Source organism: Bosea sp. NBC_00550 (genome assembly GCF_026020075.1).
Classification (GTDB): domain Bacteria; phylum Pseudomonadota; class Alphaproteobacteria; order Rhizobiales; family Beijerinckiaceae; genus Allobosea.
Genome location: NZ_CP102772.1, coordinates 3560095 through 3577705, shown reverse-complemented (window position 1 = coordinate 3577705; position 17611 = coordinate 3560095). Strand labels below are relative to the sequence as shown.

18 protein-coding genes and 1 pseudogene are annotated in these 17611 nt (G+C 65.6%); 9 read left to right on the top strand and 10 right to left on the bottom strand.

Translation table 11 applies throughout. From position 1 onward, the window contains the following. Positions 1–12: 12 nt before the first annotated feature. Positions 13–1083: an ABC transporter ATP-binding protein gene (locus NWE53_RS17175; protein ID WP_265050591.1), complete on the top strand. Its 1071-nt coding sequence runs from the start codon at positions 13–15 to the stop codon at positions 1081–1083. Further along, positions 1083–1412, top strand: coding sequence for a hypothetical protein (locus tag NWE53_RS17170; protein ID WP_265050590.1), 330 nt, complete (start codon positions 1083–1085; stop codon positions 1410–1412). Before NWE53_RS17175 ends, NWE53_RS17170 begins: the two co-directional genes overlap by 1 nt. A 68-nt stretch (positions 1413–1480) precedes the next feature. Here the strand turns inward: NWE53_RS17170 and NWE53_RS17165 are convergent, their stop codons facing one another. Next, positions 1481–2701, bottom strand: coding sequence for a vanadium-dependent haloperoxidase (locus NWE53_RS17165; RefSeq protein ID WP_265050589.1), 1221 nt, complete (start codon positions 2699–2701; stop codon positions 1481–1483). 494 nt (positions 2702–3195) lie between these two features. Between NWE53_RS17165 and NWE53_RS17160 the strand changes: the two genes are divergently transcribed. Continuing rightward, on the top strand, positions 3196–4002 hold the full coding sequence (locus NWE53_RS17160) for a class I SAM-dependent methyltransferase (protein ID WP_265050588.1): 807 nt from the start codon (positions 3196–3198) through the stop codon (positions 4000–4002). Positions 4003–4072: 70 nt separating this feature from the next. Continuing rightward, entirely contained in the window at positions 4073–4300 is a 228-nt protein-coding gene (locus NWE53_RS17155; protein ID WP_265050587.1) for a hypothetical protein, read from the top strand. Between the two features lie 440 nt (positions 4301–4740). Here NWE53_RS17155 and NWE53_RS17150 read toward each other — a convergent pair. The 9 genes and pseudogenes from NWE53_RS17150 to NWE53_RS17110 form a co-directional block, all read right to left on the bottom strand. Next, positions 4741–4868 (bottom strand): annotated as a pseudogene (locus NWE53_RS17150) (HNH endonuclease); the annotation flags it as partial. Between the two features lie 147 nt (positions 4869–5015). Further along, the gene (locus tag NWE53_RS17145) at positions 5016–5801 is read right to left on the bottom strand and encodes an SDR family oxidoreductase (protein ID WP_265050586.1); all 786 of its coding nucleotides are present in this window, start codon (positions 5799–5801) and stop codon (positions 5016–5018) included. After that, entirely contained in the window at positions 5801–6730 is a 930-nt protein-coding gene (locus NWE53_RS17140; protein WP_265050585.1) for a dihydrodipicolinate synthase family protein, read from the bottom strand. The genes NWE53_RS17145 and NWE53_RS17140 overlap by 1 nt, the downstream gene beginning before the upstream one ends. A gap of 8 nt (positions 6731–6738) precedes the next feature. Then, positions 6739–8163 (bottom strand): FAD-binding oxidoreductase, encoded by a 1425-nt coding sequence (locus NWE53_RS17135; RefSeq protein WP_265050584.1) that lies wholly within the window; start codon positions 8161–8163, stop codon positions 6739–6741. Positions 8164–8166: 3 nt separating this feature from the next. Beyond that, the gene (locus NWE53_RS17130; protein ID WP_265050583.1) at positions 8167–8850 is read right to left on the bottom strand and encodes an aspartate/glutamate racemase family protein; all 684 of its coding nucleotides are present in this window, start codon (positions 8848–8850) and stop codon (positions 8167–8169) included. Then, positions 8847–9515 (bottom strand): flavin reductase family protein, encoded by a 669-nt coding sequence (locus tag NWE53_RS17125; RefSeq protein ID WP_265050582.1) that lies wholly within the window; start codon positions 9513–9515, stop codon positions 8847–8849. Before NWE53_RS17125 ends, NWE53_RS17130 begins: the two co-directional genes overlap by 4 nt. Before the next feature lie 4 nt (positions 9516–9519). After that, positions 9520–10764 carry a Zn-dependent hydrolase gene (locus tag NWE53_RS17120; RefSeq protein WP_265050581.1) on the bottom strand — a complete coding sequence of 415 codons (1245 nt, stop codon included), beginning with the start codon at positions 10762–10764 and terminating at the stop codon, positions 9520–9522. Positions 10765–10771: 7 nt separating this feature from the next. After that, entirely contained in the window at positions 10772–12121 is a 1350-nt protein-coding gene (locus NWE53_RS17115) for a dihydroorotase (protein WP_265050580.1), read from the bottom strand. Positions 12122–12171: 50 nt separating this feature from the next. Beyond that, on the bottom strand, positions 12172–13269 hold the full coding sequence (locus tag NWE53_RS17110) for a DUF917 domain-containing protein (protein WP_265050579.1): 1098 nt from the start codon (positions 13267–13269) through the stop codon (positions 12172–12174). 119 nt (positions 13270–13388) lie between these two features. On the opposite strand from NWE53_RS17110, the gene NWE53_RS17105 reads away from it, so the two are divergent. The 5 genes from NWE53_RS17105 (at position 13389) to NWE53_RS17085 (ending at position 17456) form a co-directional block, all read left to right on the top strand. Beyond that, the gene (locus NWE53_RS17105) at positions 13389–14315 is read left to right on the top strand and encodes a LysR family transcriptional regulator (RefSeq protein ID WP_265050578.1); all 927 of its coding nucleotides are present in this window, start codon (positions 13389–13391) and stop codon (positions 14313–14315) included. 143 nt (positions 14316–14458) lie between these two features. Next, positions 14459–15334: a substrate-binding periplasmic protein gene (locus tag NWE53_RS17100; protein ID WP_265050577.1), complete on the top strand. Its 876-nt coding sequence runs from the start codon at positions 14459–14461 to the stop codon at positions 15332–15334. A 14-nt stretch (positions 15335–15348) separates the two neighbouring features. Continuing rightward, positions 15349–16098 carry an amino acid ABC transporter ATP-binding protein gene (locus tag NWE53_RS17095; RefSeq protein ID WP_265050576.1) on the top strand — a complete coding sequence of 250 codons (750 nt, stop codon included), beginning with the start codon at positions 15349–15351 and terminating at the stop codon, positions 16096–16098. Positions 16099–16107: 9 nt separating this feature from the next. Then, complete coding sequence (locus NWE53_RS17090) at positions 16108–16782, top strand: amino acid ABC transporter permease (protein WP_265050575.1); 675 nt, start codon at positions 16108–16110, stop codon at positions 16780–16782. Next, positions 16782–17456 carry an amino acid ABC transporter permease gene (locus NWE53_RS17085; RefSeq protein WP_265050574.1) on the top strand — a complete coding sequence of 225 codons (675 nt, stop codon included), beginning with the start codon at positions 16782–16784 and terminating at the stop codon, positions 17454–17456. Before NWE53_RS17090 ends, NWE53_RS17085 begins: the two co-directional genes overlap by 1 nt. The last annotated feature ends 155 nt before the right edge of the window (positions 17457–17611 follow it).

Below are 17611 nucleotides of genomic sequence, written 5' to 3'. Positions count from 1 at the left end.
GCCAAAGCCGCGATGATCGAGATCAGCGGCCTGCGCAAAGATTACGGCTCCGTCGTCGCCCTGCACGACACCGAGCTATCCGTTCCGACAGGCGAGTTCCTGACCCTCCTCGGGCCTTCGGGCTCGGGAAAGACCACATTGCTCAACCTCATCGCGGGCATGGCGGCGCCGACGCGAGGCCGCATAGTCATCAACGGCCGCGACGTCACCGAAGTGCCGTCCGAGAAGCGCGGCCTAGGCATGGTCTTCCAGAACTACGCGCTCATGCCGCATATGACGGTCTCCGAGAACATCGCGTTTCCGCTCGAGATCAGGAGGGTCCCGCGCGCGGAGATTCGCCGGCGGGTCGCCGAGGTGCTGGAACTCGTGCGGCTTCCGCATGTCGGGGACCGCAAGCCGAAAGAGCTCTCGGGGGGGCAACAGCAGCGCATCTCGATCGCGCGCTGCATCGTCTACAAGCCCGATCTCATCCTGATGGACGAGCCGCTGGGCGCCCTAGACAAGAAGCTGCGCGAGCAGATGCAGCTCGAAATCCGGCGCATCCACAAGGAGCTCGGCATCACCATGCTCTACGTGACGCATGATCAGGAAGAGGCGCTCAACATGTCCGACCGGATCATGTTGATGAATGCCGGCCGGGTCGAGCAGATCGGCACGCCCGACGAACTTTATTTCGAGCCTTGCACGCAGTTCGCCGCAGATTTCATCGGCGCCTCCACGCTTCTCGACGCAACCGTTGCCGAAACAGGGGAGCCGGCTCTCCTGCGATTGTCTGCGAGCGAAAGCTGCCGCGTCCGCCTTCACAGTCCTGCATCGGTCGGAGCTGCGGGCAAGCTGCTGCTGCGACCGGAAGCCTTGCGTCTCGTCCAGAACGGACAAGTTGCGGCAGGGCACAACGTCCTGAGCGGCCATCTCGACAATACGCTCGTGACCGGCGCGACCTCGAAGCATTTCGTCACCCTGGATAGCGGCGCGACGGTCTCCATCCAGGAGCTCACCGACCCCTCGACCACCCGGCTGGAACCCGGCCTGCGCGTGCAGGTCTCGTGGCCCGCAGAGACGGGGCGCTTCCTCGAACGCTGATGACCTGGCCCAAACCGGCGTTCTTCGGGATGCCGAGCATATCCTCAAGCTTGGAAAGGCCTGTCAACATGCCAGCCTCCCCGTCCAATGCACTCGGCCGCCGCGCGGTTCTGAAGGGGGCTGTCGCGGCTCTTGCGGCACCGGCCGTCATCATCCCCGGGCGGGCGTTTGGCGCCACCAGGCTTGTCGTCGGCAATTCCGGCGGCGCGATGGGCGACGCCAAACAACGTGCGATCTACGCCCCGTTGAATTGTTACATGGCCCAAGCGGGATCAGTTGAAATCGAGCGTCTTGTCAGGAATTTCTCAAATTTCCGATTTTGGGGCTGACTTCCATACCCAAAAAAGCCAGCCCCGAACCTCCTAAAACCGCGCCGTCCAATTTCGGTGTTGCGGCATCATTGCAAGGGCTTGAGCGAGTGCTCCACCATGTACTCGGCGATCTGTTTGCCCATGTCCACGCCGACCTCAAGCGAGGTGCGAAAATGGATTCCGCCCCAAACTCGCACATCACACTGCTCGTCCGCCAATTGCTTAATGCTGGCAAACTGAAGCTTCTTGGTCGGATCGATTAAGTCTGTCGCCGTCACCGGTACGCTTTGCGCGGACGGAACAACCAATTCCAACACGCGTACCGACACTCCGGCGACAATCGCCGCCTGTGACGGGTATTCCGGGTGCATCGGCGTTGCATTCGACGACGTCCAGCCGGCATCGCGTTCGGTGGCATCGTTGCCATCCATATCGCCGTTGCGTATCGCCGTAACTGGCCGCCAGAAGTTATAGGTGAACTTGGCATCCCAGTCGTTAATGAAGGTGTTCGCCATGGCCATGTTGAGCAATGCGAAGAGCCGTGCATTCTCCGCGAGTCCCAGTCCCTTGGCCGCCGAGATCTGGCGTGCCGCTTCCTGCCAGGCGGGGCTGATATTCGCTTGCGTCCAGAACTTCACGATGTCGGATTGCTCTGCTGTACGCGTGGTGTTTCGGATGCCACCTAAACTTTTCGTCTCGTTGTAATCGCGGGCATAAATCGCACTCGTCAATTGCGGCGGTGGACCCGGGCGGAACTGGTCAGCGCTCTTGAGCACCCAAGGTTTTGCTTGGGCATATTGTGCCAATAATGGCGGCGTCGTGGGTATCCACATTCCCGGTGTGGCAACGGGTCGATAGGTGTCGGGGGCACTGGTACCGTCCGCCGCGCGATCGGCGTGGACGAGCGTAGCCACCTTTTCGCCGAGCGCTATGCCCGATGTCTTCCCTGCACCATCAGGGATCGCCTTGGTTGAGGTGGTGAAAGCCTCCTCAATTATGACCTTCTGAGCGGGATGGGGTCGGAGCAGGATCTGCCGGGCGGCCGACGCGGCTGCGGCTTCGGCCGAAGCATCGCGCGTCAAATCCGCTGTGGCAACATATCGGCCATATCGACCCTGCACCGAGTTGACGGCATCGGACATCGCAACATGGACCATCGCCATGCTGCGGGTCCACGGATTGCCGGCAACGTTCGCGTCCTTGAGAACCCCGATCGCTGTCTGATTCCAGTCTGTGACGGTGTCGGCGTTTGCCGTGCATGTTGCGAAAGACATCAGAAGGCCGATTGCTACGGCTGCATGTTTCATGTCGCTCCCCGTCTGCTGTAAATCCCTGCTCAGTTGGCTGGTGAAACGCAGCTTATCCAGTTTTCGAGCGAGCGGGAGGAAAAGAAGGAGCAGCTTACTGTGAGGAAGGCGGACATGGTTCCTGGTCGCAAAATGTCCGCTTCCGGCGTGACCGGTATGCGCAGGTGATCGACGTCAGAGTCCGTGATCTGGTTCATTTGGGACGTAGCAGGGGGATACTTCGACCCCAACGCGGCTTCTTCCGATTCGGCACGTCAGACGGAACCGCTTAGCGTTCGCTCGGCATCAATTCAGGCGGGCGTGGCAGCTATTGAAGCCGCTCACCCCTAAATGCACGGTGGAGAGCGACAACTGCGTCGGCGATTGGGATCGCCTGGGCCGCTGGTAGCTTGGGATCCCGCCTGATCGTGGTGGGCCGTTCTCCAACCTAGCCTCATCTCCGCCATTTCGCCTCGACAGGACGGTGTGTAGACTCACCGTTTGGGGGCGTGGCCATGACCGAGAGTGCACGACACGACGCTTGGAGCGCCGGAGACAGCTACAACCGCTACATGGGCCGGTGGAGCCGACAGATCGCACCACAGTTTCTTGATTGGCTCGATGCACCGGTCGGTGTGGACTGGCTCGATGTAGGGTCCGGAACCGGCGCGCTTTCGGCCGCCATTGTCGCTCGGTGTTCGCCAAAAAGTGTGCTTGCCATCGATCCCTCAGAGGGTTTTCTCCAGACAGCGCAGGGCGCGCTCTCGGATGAGCGCGTGCAATTTCGACTAGGCGATGCCCAGGCCCTTCCGGCTGAGGCCGGAAGCGTTGACGTAATTGTCTCCGCTCTGGTCCTGAATTTTGTGCCGGATCGTAAAATGGCGCTTGGCGAGATGCGGCGCGTTGGGCGTCCGGGTGCGCTGATCGGGTTCTATGTTTGGGATTATCCCGGCGGTGGCATCGAGTTCATCCGAGCATTTTGGCGGGCTGCGATCCAACTCGATTCAAAGGTCCTCGATCTGATGGAAAGCCGACGCTTCCCGTTTTGCACCCCAGATGAGCTGACAGCGCTGGTCAAGGATGCGGGCCTGGATGTCCTCGATCATGCGCTGATCGAAGCGCCCACGATATTCCAGGACTTCGACGACTATTGGCAGCCGTTCACGCTCGGAGCAGGCCCAGCCCCGGGCTACTGCATGAGTCTGAAGCCCGACCATCGCGAACGTTTGCGGCAGAAGCTCGCCGAGACATTACCCCGCCAGGAGGACGGTTCGATCCATCTGAAGGCGAGAGCGTGGGCGGTCAAGGCGCAGGTCGTGTGAAAGTTCATCGCACTCTGATGTCCTGACTTCTCGGACGACGCCGCGGATTGGCGAATCTGGAAGGTTCATTATGGACGATGCGCATGAGCATGCCCGGATCATTCGGATCGCGCGGGCCATGTATCGAGCGAAGCGATTGGATCCCGACCGCCCGCTCGACGGGGCGATACCCGCTGTCACTGGCGCTAGGCCATTCATTGATAGCCTGCCGAGCAGCGATGTTCCGACGTGGCTATTGTTCGTGAGCGAAGCAAAGAAATTTGTCGACGCGAACCAGGACGACACATCACAGTTGTGAGCATGTGGCGTTGTATGAAACGCGGGCTGGAAAATGCAAATGCACCACGCTCGCGGTTACCCCGCGGTTACAGTCTCCCCCCTCCACTGCAGTTCACGGAAGTCGCGTGGGTTCATGGCACTCAAACTCTTACGGACTGTACAATTCGTACTCCGACGTTCCAGAGCGACACTCCGGAACGCGAACGAACTACTGCGATAAGTTGCTAAATCGCTTGCCAAGGTTGGGGTCGAGGGTTCGAATCCCTTCGCCCGCTCCAGACAATCTCAAGGCTTGAGAAGCATGCAAGCGTCGGATCTTCCGGCGCTTTTTGCTTTTTGGCTTGGATAATCCGCCGCCATTTCTGACAGTGTCGGAAAGCCCGTGGTTACCTGCGGGTTGCAAGTTCTCTCCGGCGCGATTCACACAGCTCACTGTTTGAAGCATTTCTCTCGGTGCCAGGGACGGATGTGAGCGGCAGCGACTTCAGCCCCGCCGCCGCCACTGATCAGCTTTAGATCGCGCAGCGTTCGTCGTAAGCGCGCAGGACGACACGGCGAAGAACGCGATCGAGGACAATCCGGGAAGTCAGGGTGACAGGAAGCGGCGAGGGGCGCAATCGGTGCTCCTGGGAGGCGCTGCCTTACGCCGGCTCCTCCTCGCCGCTTCCAGTCTCGATCAAGCTGGCGGAATGCCTGCGCCAACCGCGAGCGAGCTGGTGCAGGCGGATTTGCGCTCAGATGCCCCTGATCAGACCGCCGTCGATCCGGATCTTGGCGCCCGTCACATAGCTCGCCCGCTCACTGGCGAGGAAGGCGACGACATCGGCGAATTCCTGCGGCTTGCCGTAGCGGCCGGCCGGGATCGCCGCCATCGAGGCTTTCGCCACCGCGTCGCGCGTGCCGCCGCTGCGGGCCGCCGCGGCGTCGTCGAGCTGGTCGACGCGGTCGGTATGAATGCGGCCGGGCAGGACGCCATTGACCGTCACGCCGCTGCCAGCGACCTCCGAGGCCAGCGTCTTCGACCAGCCGATGACGGCGGCGCGGATGCCGTTGGAGAGGGCGAGACGCGGAATCGGCTGCTCGACGCCGGAGGAGGCGATGGTGACGATGCGGCCGAAGCCACGCTGCGTCATGCAGGGCAGAAGCTGCTGCGCGAGATGGAAGAGATTGGCGGCCATGCCCTCGAAATGAACGAGCCAGTCGGCCCGCTTGGCGTCGCGGGCCTCGCCGGGCGGCGGGCCGCCGGAGTTGCCGATCAGGATGTCGACGCCGCCTTCCGCGACGAGACGCTCCGCGAGCGCATCGACCGAGGCGAGATCGGCAAGGTCGAGCTTCGCGGCGCTGACGCGGGTGCGCTGCTCCGCGGGCAGGGCGGCGATCCAGCTTTCCGTGACATCGGTGCTGCGGGCGGCGGCGATGACGGTCGCGCCCTCAGTGGCGAGCGCCTGCGCGATCGCGGCGCCGAGCCCGCGGCTCGCGCCCAATACGAGGGCGCGCTTTCCAACAAGTCCCAGATCCATCAGCCGATCTCCTTCAGGCGCTGTTCCTGCCGCGCGATGAGCCGTTCGATATCGGCGATATCCGCCTTGGACAATGCTCCGCCCGGCTTGCGCAAAGCGCCGGAGGCGATGGCGCCGCGCTTCGCCAGGATATGCTTGCGGATGGCGAGGCCGAGGCCGGGCTGCTGCTCGTAGCGGGCGAGCGGCAGATAGGCGTCGAACAGGTCATGCGCGCGCTCGACATTGCCGGCGGCATGGGCCTTCCAGACGTCCACCATCATCTCGGGATAGGCGAAGCCGGTCATGGCGCCATCGGCACCGCGCGAGAGTTCTTCCGGCAGGAACATGCCGCCGTTGCCGACGAGGATCGAGATGCGGCGGCCGCCCTGGTCACTTGCCGCGCGCAGCGCCGAGATCTTGGCGAGTCCCGGCCAGTCCTCATGCTTGAGCATGACGCAGCTCGGATGGGCGGCGACGATCTTGAGGATCACGGCCGGGGTGATCTGCACCTGCGTGACCAATGGGAAATCCTGCAGCACGAACGGCGTCTTCGGGCCCAGCGTCTCGGCCACCATCGCGTAGTAGGAGGTGATCTGGTCGTCGGTGCGCAGGTTGGAGGGCGGCGCGACCATGACGCCGGCGGCGCCGTCGCCCATCACGCTCTCGCTGAGCTCGCGCATAGCGGCGAAGCCGGCTGCGGAGACGCCGGCAACGACCGGAACGCGGCCCTGTACGCGCTTGAGCACGCGGCGTACGAAGATGCGGGATTCATCCGCCGTCAGCTTGGGCGCCTCGCCCATCATGCCGAGCACGGTGAGGCCGGTCGCGCCCTTCTCCAGATAGAAATCGACCATCCGGTCGGTGCTTTCGAGATCGAGCGCGCCGGTCTCGGTGAAGGGTGTCACCGCGATGACGTAGACACCCTCAGCGGTTTCATCGAGCAGAGCCATGATCGTCCTCAGTTGGTGGGGGAAGCGGGCAGGAGCTTGCCCGGGTTCAGCAGGCCTGCCGGATCGAGCAGGTGCTTGAGCTGGTGCATCAGTTCGAGTTCGAGCGGCGCCTTGCGCAGTTTCATCTCGCCGACGCGCAACTGGCCGATGCCGTGCTCGGCGCTGATCGAGCCGCGCCGGCGGACGATTTCGTCATGGACGATGCGGGTGAGGTCCGGCGCGATCGCCGCGAAATCGGCCGGGGTCTGTCCCTCAGCCGGCAGCAGGTTGTAATGCAGGTTGCCGTCGCCGAGATGGCCGAAGACGATCGGCCTGATGCCGGGCGCTGCGGCCCGTACGGCCGCGTCAGTCGACGTGACGAAATCGGCCATGGCCGAGACCGGGATCGAGACGTCGTGCTTGGCCGCCTTGCCCTCCCGCACCAGCGCCTCGGAGACACCTTCGCGGATGTGCCAGAAGGCCTTGGCCTGGGTCACGTCCTGCGCGACGGCCGCGTCGAGCACGAGGCCGGCCTCGACGCTATCGATCAGCGCGGCTTCGAGGCGCTCGCGCAGGCCTGGCTCGTCGTCCTGGTCCGACAGCTCGATCAGAACCGCGGCGGGCGGCATCGCGGCAAGCGGCAGGCGGGCGTCGCCGATATGGTGCAGGATCAGCGCCAGGCACTCGCCCGTCATGAACTCGAAGGCGGTCAGCCGGTCGCCGCAACGGTCGCGGACCGCCGGCAAAAGATTGAGCGCGGCCGCCGCATCCTGAACGGCGACGAAGGCGGTGGCGCGGGCATGGGGCCGGGCGAAGAGCTTGAGCACTGCGCCGGTGATGATGCCGAGCGTGCCTTCCGAGCCAATGAAGAGGTCGCGCAAGGCGTAGCCGGTATTGTCCTTGCGCAGCGCCGTCAGCCCGTCCCAGATGCGCCCATCGGCGAGCACGACCTCGAGGCCGAGGGTGAGTTCGCGCATGGTGCCGTAGCGCAGCACGGCGACGCCACCGGCATTGGCCGCGAGATTGCCGCCGATGGTGCAGCTGCCTTCGGCGCCGAGGCTGAGCGGGAAGAAGCGTCCGGCCTGCTGCGCGGCTTGTTGCACCTTCGCGAGCACGACGCCGGCATCCACGACGATGGTGTTGCTGATGGCGTCGATATTGCGAATGCTATTCAGTCTCATAAGCGACAAGACGATGGCATCGCCGGTCGTATCCGGTGTTGCACCGCCAGACATGCTGGTGTTGCCGCCCTGCGGGACGACAGGAATTTTGTGACGCGCGCAGATCCGCATCACGGCCGCGACCTCCGTGGTCGAACCCGGCCGGACGACGGCTCGCGCGGCACCGCGATACTTGCCGAGCCAGTCGGTCAGGAAGGGCGCCTGGTCCTGCTCGGAGACGAGGACATTTGCCTCGCCGAGAGCCCCGGCGAGTTCGGCAATCAGATCATCCATGATTCAGCCTTTGCGCAGGGGGCGCCCGCCCCAGCCCAGCCGGACGCGCCCGATCGCCATCGTCACGGCAGCCTGCGTCGGTTCCACGATCGGGATGCCGAGTTCCCGTTCCAGCGGCTCGCGGAAGCGCGCCATGCCGGCGCAGCCCATGACCAGCACATCGGCATGGTGCGTGTCGCGCAGCGTGCGGCCGACGCCGATCATGCGGCCCAGTGTCAGTTCATCGTCGGCCATCTCGGCGATGGTGAGATTCACCGGCAGGTCGCCGGCGAAGCGATCCATCATTCCCATCGCGCCGAGATAGCGCAGATGGCGCGGGATCGAGTTCTGCAGCATGGCTACGATGCCGAAGCGCTGGCCCAGCGTCAGCGCCGTCAGCACGCCGGATTCGGCGATGCCCAGCACGGGCTTCTCGCTCTGCTCGCGCAGGGAGTGCATGCCGGGGTCCGAGAAGCAGGCGATAACGAAGGCTGCGGCCTCGTTCTCGAGGCCGGCCGCGCGCTTCAGCAGGGCCGGGATCAGCCCGTCGACATCGCGTTGCGACTGAATGCCGGGCGGGCCATCGGCCAGCGTCAGGCATTCGATCGCGGGGCCGCCGGCCATGCGCAGCGGCGCGACGCCGACATCGATCTCCTTGGTCACGCGCTCGGTCGAGTTGGGATTGATGACGTAGATCGTACCGCTCACGATGCCTCTCCTTCAGCCGCATCAGCAGCCCTCTCGCGCCCGCGCCAGCCATCGAGCGTCTGGCGCGGCGCCTGGAAGCGGTCGCGCAATGTGACGTACCAGTCGGCGCCGTGCAGGCGGCCGACGAGATCGAGCTTGTCGATATCAACGTGCAGGCGCTCGTCGACGATGCCGTCGCGGATATGGATGTGCTGGATTTCGCCGACGACGAGATTGCGATGCCGGGTGCCGAGCGAGAGCGAGACCGTCTCGCGGCATTCGAGCTGGACGGGGGAAGCGGCGAGCCTCGGCCCCGCGATCGAAACACTCGCAGCCGTCTCAAGTCCGGCCGCCTCGATCTCGTCGATGTCGCCGGGGAAATCGATCGCGCAGACCTGCATCGCCTCGACCAGCGCCCGGTCGACGAGATTGACGACGAAGCCGCCGGTCTCGCGGATGTTGCGCATCGTGTCCTTCAGCGGCGAAGGCGCCTTGTCGCGTCCTTCGATGCCGAGCACGACCAGCGGCGGCGCGTGGCTGAAGACGTTGAAGAAGCTGAAGGGGGCCGCGTTGGCGCGCCCTTGCGCGTCGACCGTGGTGACGAGCGCGATCGGGCGCGGCAGCACGGTGTTGACGAGGAGCTTGTAGAGGTCGCGTTCCGGAAGGTCGCCCGCTGCCCAATCCATCGGCTCAGCCCAGGCTCACATCGAGCAGGCGCACCGTCTCGGCCAGCACGCGGGCGCCGTCGCCGGCCTGCTCGGGCGTGATCGATTCCTCCGGCGCATGGCTGCGCCCGTCGAGGCAGGGCACGAAGATCATGCCGATCGGGCCGGTCTGCGCGACGAAGACGCCGTCATGGCCGGCGCCGCTCGGCAGGTCGCGCGTGGCGAGACCGAGCGAGGTGGCGGCATTCGCGATGGCCGACCGGATTTCCGGCGCGCAGGCCGTCGGCGCGACATGGCTGATCGGCTCGACGGCGATGGAGAGCCTGAGGTCTTCGAGCGCGGGGCGCAGATCGCGCACCAGAGCTTCGCCGAAGGCTTTGACCGCGGCCTCGTTGCCGGAGCGCACCTCGAGCGTCAGCACGGCCTCGCCCGGCACGGCATTGGCCGCGTTGGGGCTGACCTCGATGCGCCCGAAGGTGGCGACCAGGGGCTGGTTGTCACGGGCGGTCGCGAGTGCCCGCTTGTAGGCGGCCTCGACCAGCTTCGCGGCGCCGACCAGCGCATCGGCGCGCAGCGGCATCGGTGTTGCGCCGGCATGGTCGGCGCGACCGGTCACGGTGATGCGCTCGCGGCGGATGCCGACGATGTCGGTGACGATGCCGATCGGGATGCGCTCGTTCTCGAGCACGCGACCCTGCTCGATATGGACCTCGACATAAGCAGCGACGCTTCCGGCGGGGCGCTTGACCGCAGCCAGCTCCTCGGGCCGGCCGCCGACGAAGGCGATGCCTTCGCGCAGCGTCATGCCGTCGGGGCGGGTCAGCGCAAGGTGATGCTCGCCCAGGGCTCCGGCGAGAGCGCGGCTGCCGATGCAGGAGAGACCGAACTCGCTCGGCTCTTCGGCGAGGAAGTCGACGACCTCAAGCGTATGGCGCAAACGGTCGCCGCGCTCGCTGAAGCTCTGCGCGACTTCCAGTGCGGCGAGCACGCCGAGGATGCCGTCATAGCGGCCGCCGGAAGGCACGGTGTCGGAATGCGAGCCGATCAGGATCGGCTTCAGCGAAGGATCGGCCCCGGCGAGACGGCCGATCAGGTTGCCGCCCGCGTCGAGCTCCGTCTCCAACCCGGCCTCGCGGAATTCCGCTGCGAGCCATTCGCGGCCTTCGAGGCAGCGCGGCGTGAAGGAACGGCGCGTCCACGGGCGCTCCGGGTCTGTGATCCCGGAGAGAGCCTCGATGCGGCGCCAGAGCCGGTCCTGATCGATCGACATGATGCGCTTACGCCGCCGGACGCAGGAAGCGGCCGTCGCCCGCCTTGTTGCGGATCTCGGTGCCGTCCCAGGCGAGCTGGCCGCGGACGTAGGTGGCGGCGACGCGGACACGGAATTCGCGGCCTTCCATCGAGCTCCACTTCACCGCCGACAGGCTCTTGCTGGGGTCGTGGATGAAGCGGCCGGGCTCCAGCACGGTGATGTCGGCGTCGGCGCCCGCTTCGAGCCGGCCCTTGTCGGCGAGCAGGAAGGCCTTGGCCGGCCCCTCGCAGAGCTGCTTCACCACGATGGTCGGCGACAGTCCGTGCTCCTCGCAGCCGGTCCAGAGCGCCGGCAGCAGCGTCTCGATGCCCGGCCCGCCCGAAGTGTTCTTGAAGACCATCGGATCGCCCTTCTTCTCCAACCCCCAGGAGACGTGATCGGACGAGATGAAGTCGCAATGGCCGGCGGCGAGATGGCTCCAGAGCAGGTCGCTCTCGGCCTTCGGGCGGATCGGCGGGTAGTGCTTCACCTTCGCGCCGAAGCGCGGCACATGCTCCTCGGCGTTGAGCATGAAGTACTGCACGCAGCTCTCGACCGTCGCCTTGTAGCCGGCGCGCTTGTACATGTTGCAGATCTCGAAGCCGCGCGAGGTCGAGACGTGGACGGCGTGGGCGCGTGCGCCCGTCTCTGCGCCGATCTCGTAGATGCGGGCGGTGGCGAGGTTCTCGATCAGCGGGGTGTGGGCGCGCAGGAAGGCGTCCGGGCCGGTATCGCCGGCTTCGATCAGCCTGGCGATATTGCGCCGGGTCATCTCCTGGTCCTGGTTATGGACGCCGCAAAGCAGGCCGGTCGGCTCGATCAGCTTGAAGGCTTCGTAGAGCGTGTCGTCGCCGATGCGCGGAAAGCGCGTCGGATTGGCCTCGAAGGTCGAGAACTTGAAGGCGCAGGCGCCGGCCTCGACGAGGCCCGGAATGGCATGAAGCCCGTTCTCGATCGTGATCGTGGCATAGAGCGCGACATCGACATGGGCGTCGCGTTCGACCACCGCGACCTTCTCGTTGAAGAGCTCGGCGCTGGTGACGGGCTCCGGCTCGTCATAGGGCATGTCGACCATGACGGTGACGCCACCGGCCGCCGCGGCGCGCGAGCACATGCCGATGCCCTCGTGATTGGCCTGGCTGCCGGAATGGACCTGCCCGTCGATGACGCCCGGCATGATCCATTGGCCACGGAAATCCTGGGTCTCGCGGGCCGAGGGTGGCGTGCCGGACCCGACCTTGCCGACCTTGCCGCCGGTGACGGCGACATAGCCATCCTCGATGATCCGGTCGGACAACACGATGTTGCCGCGGAGGACGAGATCGAAATCGCTCATGGTCGGGGGGTATCCGGTTGATCCTGCGGGGGCGTTAGGGCGGGCGCGGACTAGTCTTCGCGGCCGAGCGCGTATTCGGTGAAGTTCATGCCGAGCGCCTTCTCGACGATCGGATAGACGCTCGGATCGGTCACGCTGGAGCTCAGCGGGATCTTGCTCTTGGGCACGCGCAGCACCGAAAGCTCCATGCCTTCGCGGACATGGCCGGCGCTGACCGGCTGGCCGTCGGTGTCGAAAGTGGTGATCACATCCGGGAAACAGGCGTGGCGGGCGCCGTCGAGATCGGTGACGGTCATGTACTCGTTCATGACGTGGATGACGCGCGCGGCCTTGCCGGTCCCGACCTGGATCGTGCCGATATCGAAGGCCTCGTTGGTGTAGCGGACATCCTTCTTGGCGACTGTGCCGCGCGCGATGATCGAGCCGCCGGTCTGGTCGCAGATCGCGTCGATCACGGCCGTGCCGCCCTTCGGCTTGGCGTCGAGGATGCGCTCGCCCAGTGCCAGCGCCATCGAGATGCCGCCGAGCGCCGCGTTCTTGCGGACATAGGCGGCCGAGACCGGGTTGCGGCAGGAGGCGATGAAGCCGCCCGACATGTCCGAGGCCGTCCGCAGGATCGGCGAAACCTTGGCCGTGGCGCCGCGCGTCACCAGCTCGATATACTGGTTCTTGGCGCGATTGCCGCCGACGGCGACCTGGATCGTCGCTTCCGGGCTGTTGGCGAGGCCGATCGACCCCATGTCGCCGGTGGGATGGGCGCGGATGTCGCCGACCGCGTCGACCACCTTGACGCCGAGGATGGCGCTGGGCAGCCAGGCGTTCAGCGTGCTCGACATGCCGTTCTGGCCGATGATCAGGCCGTAGATCGGCTTGCCCAGCGCCTCCTGCAGCAGCTGGACGGCCTTGACGTAGTCGATGCCCCACATCTCCCATTCGGTCGTGCCGGCGGGAGCGCCGATGGCGGCGGCCGTCGCGATGATCGCGTCGTCGGGGATCTCGTCCATGGTGACGAGTTCGGGCTTGCCGGTGTTGACCGCGGCGGTGCCGAGCATGCGGCCGTGATCGGCCCAGCCGCCACCACCCGCCGCGAAGACCGAACCGCCGGCAACCGCGGCCTCGACATCCCTCGTCGTCAGAAAGCGTCTCATCGGCCGGCCTCGTCCCCGTGACATTGCCGGTCGTTGCCGGCGCGGGCCGAGCTTAGAGCGCTATTGCGCGAAATGAATCATGCTTATTATGCGGCAGACCATAATCGGATGTTATCGCCATGCGCCTCAACCTCAGGCAGATCGAAGTCTTCCGGGCGATCATGATCACCGGCTCGATCAGTGGCGCGGCCCGGCTGCTTGCGGTCTCGCAGCCGGCGATCAGCCGCCTGCTGGCCTATACCGAGGACAGGTTGGCGCTGCGCCTGTTCGAGCGCGTGCGCGGCCGGGTGCAGCCGACCCCGGAGGCCCGCCGACTGTTCCAGGAGGTCGACCTGGTCCATCAGGGCGTGGTCCGGGTCAACGAGCTGGCCGAGGAACTGCGCGAGCGCGGCACGGGCTCGGTGCGCATCGTCGCGAGCCCGAGCGTCGGGCAGGCGCTGGTGCCCGACGCGATCGCCCGGCTGCGCGAGCGCTTCCCGGATCTGCGCGTCGAATTCGAGGTGCTGACGCTGCTCGAGATCCTCGCCAAGATCGTCAGCGGCCGGGCCGATCTTGGCGTCTCCATCCTGCCGATCGACGAGCCCACGCTCGACATGGAAATCCTGACCGAAGGGCGCCTGATGGTCATCATGCCGCGCGATCACGTGCTCGCGCGGCTGCGCGTCATCCGGCCGGCCGATCTCGCGCCCTATCCGCTGATCGGCTTCGGGCCGCAGACGCCCTATGGCGATGTCGTCGGGCGCGCGCTCGCGCTGAAATCGGCGCCGCTGCGGATCAGCACCGTCGTGCGCTTCACGCCGGTTGCCTGCGCCATGGTGCGGGCCGGGGCCGGCATCGCGGTCGTCGACGAGTTCGTGCTGCGCGGGCGCACCTGGCCGGAGCTGGTCTCACGCCCGCTCGCACCCAAGACGCGGGTGCGCGCGCATCTGCTGACACCGCGCTTCGAGCCGCTCTCGCGGACGGCGAACGCTTTCGTCGATATCCTGCGCGGATTGGTGCCGCCCCCGCCGAAGGACAAGGAGGCGGACACGATCGAAAGCGCTTAACATCATGTTATGGAAACCCGACAACAAATGATTGGCAGGGCATGATTTCGCCCTGTTAGCTTCGCTCCAGACGTGGCCGGATTGTTGCAAGAACAGGGGCGCAACGATCGCGGCATGGCCGTCGCACAACGGGAGCGGGAAGCATGAAGCTGAATTCGATCAGGATGGCGCGCGCCGCCATCAGGGGCGTGGCGCTGGCCGCGCTCATCGCCATGCCGGCCATGGCTGACGATGCCGACCATCCGCAGAACGAGAAGCTGAAGGTGGCCTGCGATCTCGGCTTCGCGCCGTTCTGCTTCAAGACGCCGACGGGCGAGACCACCGGCTTCACCTACGACATGTCGGTGGCGCTGGCCGAGAAGCTCGGCCGCCCGGGCGTCGAGGTGACGGATTCGAACTTCTCGGCGATCTTCGCCGGGCTGTTCTCCAAGCGCTACGAGATGATCCCGGCGCCGACCAACATCACGCCCGAGCGCGCCGCGCAGATGCTGTTCAGCGAGCCCTATATGCCGACGGGCCTCGGCTTCCTCGTCAAGAAGGGCGGCAAGATCGCCAATCTCGACGACCTGAAGGGCAAGGCCCTGTCCGTCAACAACGGCTCGATCTCGGACAAGTGGCTGACCGACAACGAGGCGAAGTACGGCTACACGATCCAGCGCTACAACAAGAACGCAGACGCCGTGCAGGCGGTCATGATCGGCCGTGCCTTCGCCAATGTCGCCGATGCGCCGGTCTCACGCTATGTCGCGACGCAGACGCCGATGGCGGAAGTGCCCTTCGTGCTCGACGGCGGCCGCAATTTCGGCATCGCCTTCCGCAAGGAGGATGCCGCTTTCCGCGCCCAGGTCGAGGTCGCGCTGGAATGCATCAAGACCGACGGGACGCTGGCCAAGATCCATGAGAAATGGTTCGGCGTGAAGCCGGAGACGGCCTCGTCGACCGCGACGGTCTATCCGGGCACGGGTGCGCCGGGCTTCGAAGGCTACGACACGACCGAGCACAAGGCCGCCTGCAAGTGACCTCGCAGCCCGCCATGACGGCCGCGCCGCCCGAGACGATCGTTTCGATCGAGGGGCTGCGCAAGAGCTTCGGCAATGTCGAGGTCTTGTGCGGTGTCGATCTCAAGGTCGGCAAGGGCGAGGCCGTCGTGATCGTCGGCTCCTCCGGTTCGGGCAAGAGCACCTGCCTGCGCTGCATCAACCGGCTGGAGGAACCGACGGCGGGCGCGATCCGTGTCGGCGGGCAGGAGATCACCGGTCCGAAGGTGGACCTCAACCTCCTGCGCCGCCGGATCGGCATGGTCTTCCAGGGCATCCACCTCTATCCGCACAAGACGGCGCTGGGGAACGTGATGCTGGCGCTGCGCAAGGTCGTGGGCTTGAGCAAGGAGGAGGCGGAGCGCAAGGCACGGCACCATCTCGAGGTCGTCGGCCTCGCCCACAAGGCCGATGCCTATCCGGCCGAGCTGTCCGGCGGCCAGCAGCAGCGCGTCGGCATCGCCCGCGCCATGGCGCTCGAGCCGCAGGTCATGCTCTTCGACGAACCGACCTCGGCGCTCGATCCCGAGCTCGTGGGCGAAGTGCTCAACGTCATGGTCCGCACCAAGGAGATGGGCATGACCATGATCGTGGTGACGCATGAGATGAAGTTCGCGCGCGATGTCGCCGACCGCGTCGTCTTCATGGACCATGGCGCGATCCTGGCCGAGGGCACGCCCCAGGACATCCTGATCAACCCGCAGCACCAGCGCATCCGCGATTTCGTGATGCGCTCGCACGGCTGACGGGCACCCATGGACCAGATCGTCCGCTACTTCTTCGATTTCGGGCTGTTGTCGGCCTATTGGCCCGACATCCTGCGCGGCTTCCTCATCACCGTCGAAATGTCGATCCTGACGGTGCTGATCGGCATCCCGCTCGGTCTCGCGCTGGCGGTGCTGCGGCTTTACGGCATCCGGCCGCTGAACTGGCTGATCATCTTCTATATCGATTTCTTCCGCTCGATCCCGCAGCTCGTGCTGATCGTGCTGGCCTATTTCGCGCTGCCCTATTTCGGGCTGGTGCTGGAGCCCTTCACGGCGACGGTGCTGGCGCTCGCGATCGTGCTCTCGGCCTTTGCCGAGGAGATCTTCTGGGCCGGCATCAACGCGGTCTCGAAGGGGCAGTGGGAAGCGGGGCGCTCGACGGGCCTCGGCTTCACCCAGACGCTCGCCTACATCATCCTGCCGCAGGTGGTGCGGATGTCGATCCCGCCGCTGACCAACCGCGCCATCGGCATCAGCAAGGGCACCACGCTGGGCTCGGTCGTGGCCGTGCCCGAACTGCTCAACGTGACCTCGAGCATCCAGTCCAACGTCGCCAATCCGACCGCGCTGACCGTTGGCGCGCTGCTCTTCCTGCTGCTGTTCCTGCCCTTCGTGCGCTTCACGCGCTGGCTGGAACATGTCTACGCGCATCCGAGGTCATGATGGACGAGCTCGTCACGACCTTCTTCAACTTCGACGTCCTCCGCCAAGTCTGGCCCCTGCTGCTGCAGGGCTTCTGGATGACGCTGGCACTGGCCGTGGTCGCCGTGCCGCTCTCGGTACTCTCAGGCATCGCCATCGCCATGGCGCAGGACGTGCCGAGCAAGCTGCTGCGCTTCCTGCTGATCGCCTATGTCGATGTGATGCGCGCCATCCCGCCGCTGGTGCTGCTGATCTTCATCTTCTTCGGCCTGCCTTTCCTCGGCCTGAAGCTCAACGAATTCACGGCGGCCGTGCTGGCGCTGACGCTGAACGGCTCCAGCTACTTCGCCGAGATCTTCCGCGCCGGCATCGAATCCGTGCCGAAGGGCCAGCGCGAGGCGGCGCGCTCGACCGGCCTGAGCTGGTACCAGAGCATGGTCCATGTCGTGGTGCCGCAGGGTACGCGCAACGTGCTGCCGGACCTGATCAGCAACACGGTCGAGCTGGTGAAGCAGACCTCGATCGCCTCGGCCGTCGCCCTGCAGGAACTGCTACGCTCGGCCCAGCTCGCCCAGGGCCTGCTCTACAATCCGACGCCACTGATCGCGGTGGCGATCGTCTACTTCCTGATGTTCTGGCCCTTCGTGCGGCTGGTCTCGCGCCTGCAGAACCGCACGGCCATGTCGGCTGCGTGAGGTGAAACCGACCCTGGCCGAGCTTGCTGCTTTGTACGGAACCACGCGGTCATCCCGGGCTTGACCCGGGATCCATGCCAGAACGCTCTCGATAAAGGTTCAGGCATGGATCCCGGCTCGCCGCTTCGCTCCGTCCGGGATGACGGGCGCTTCTC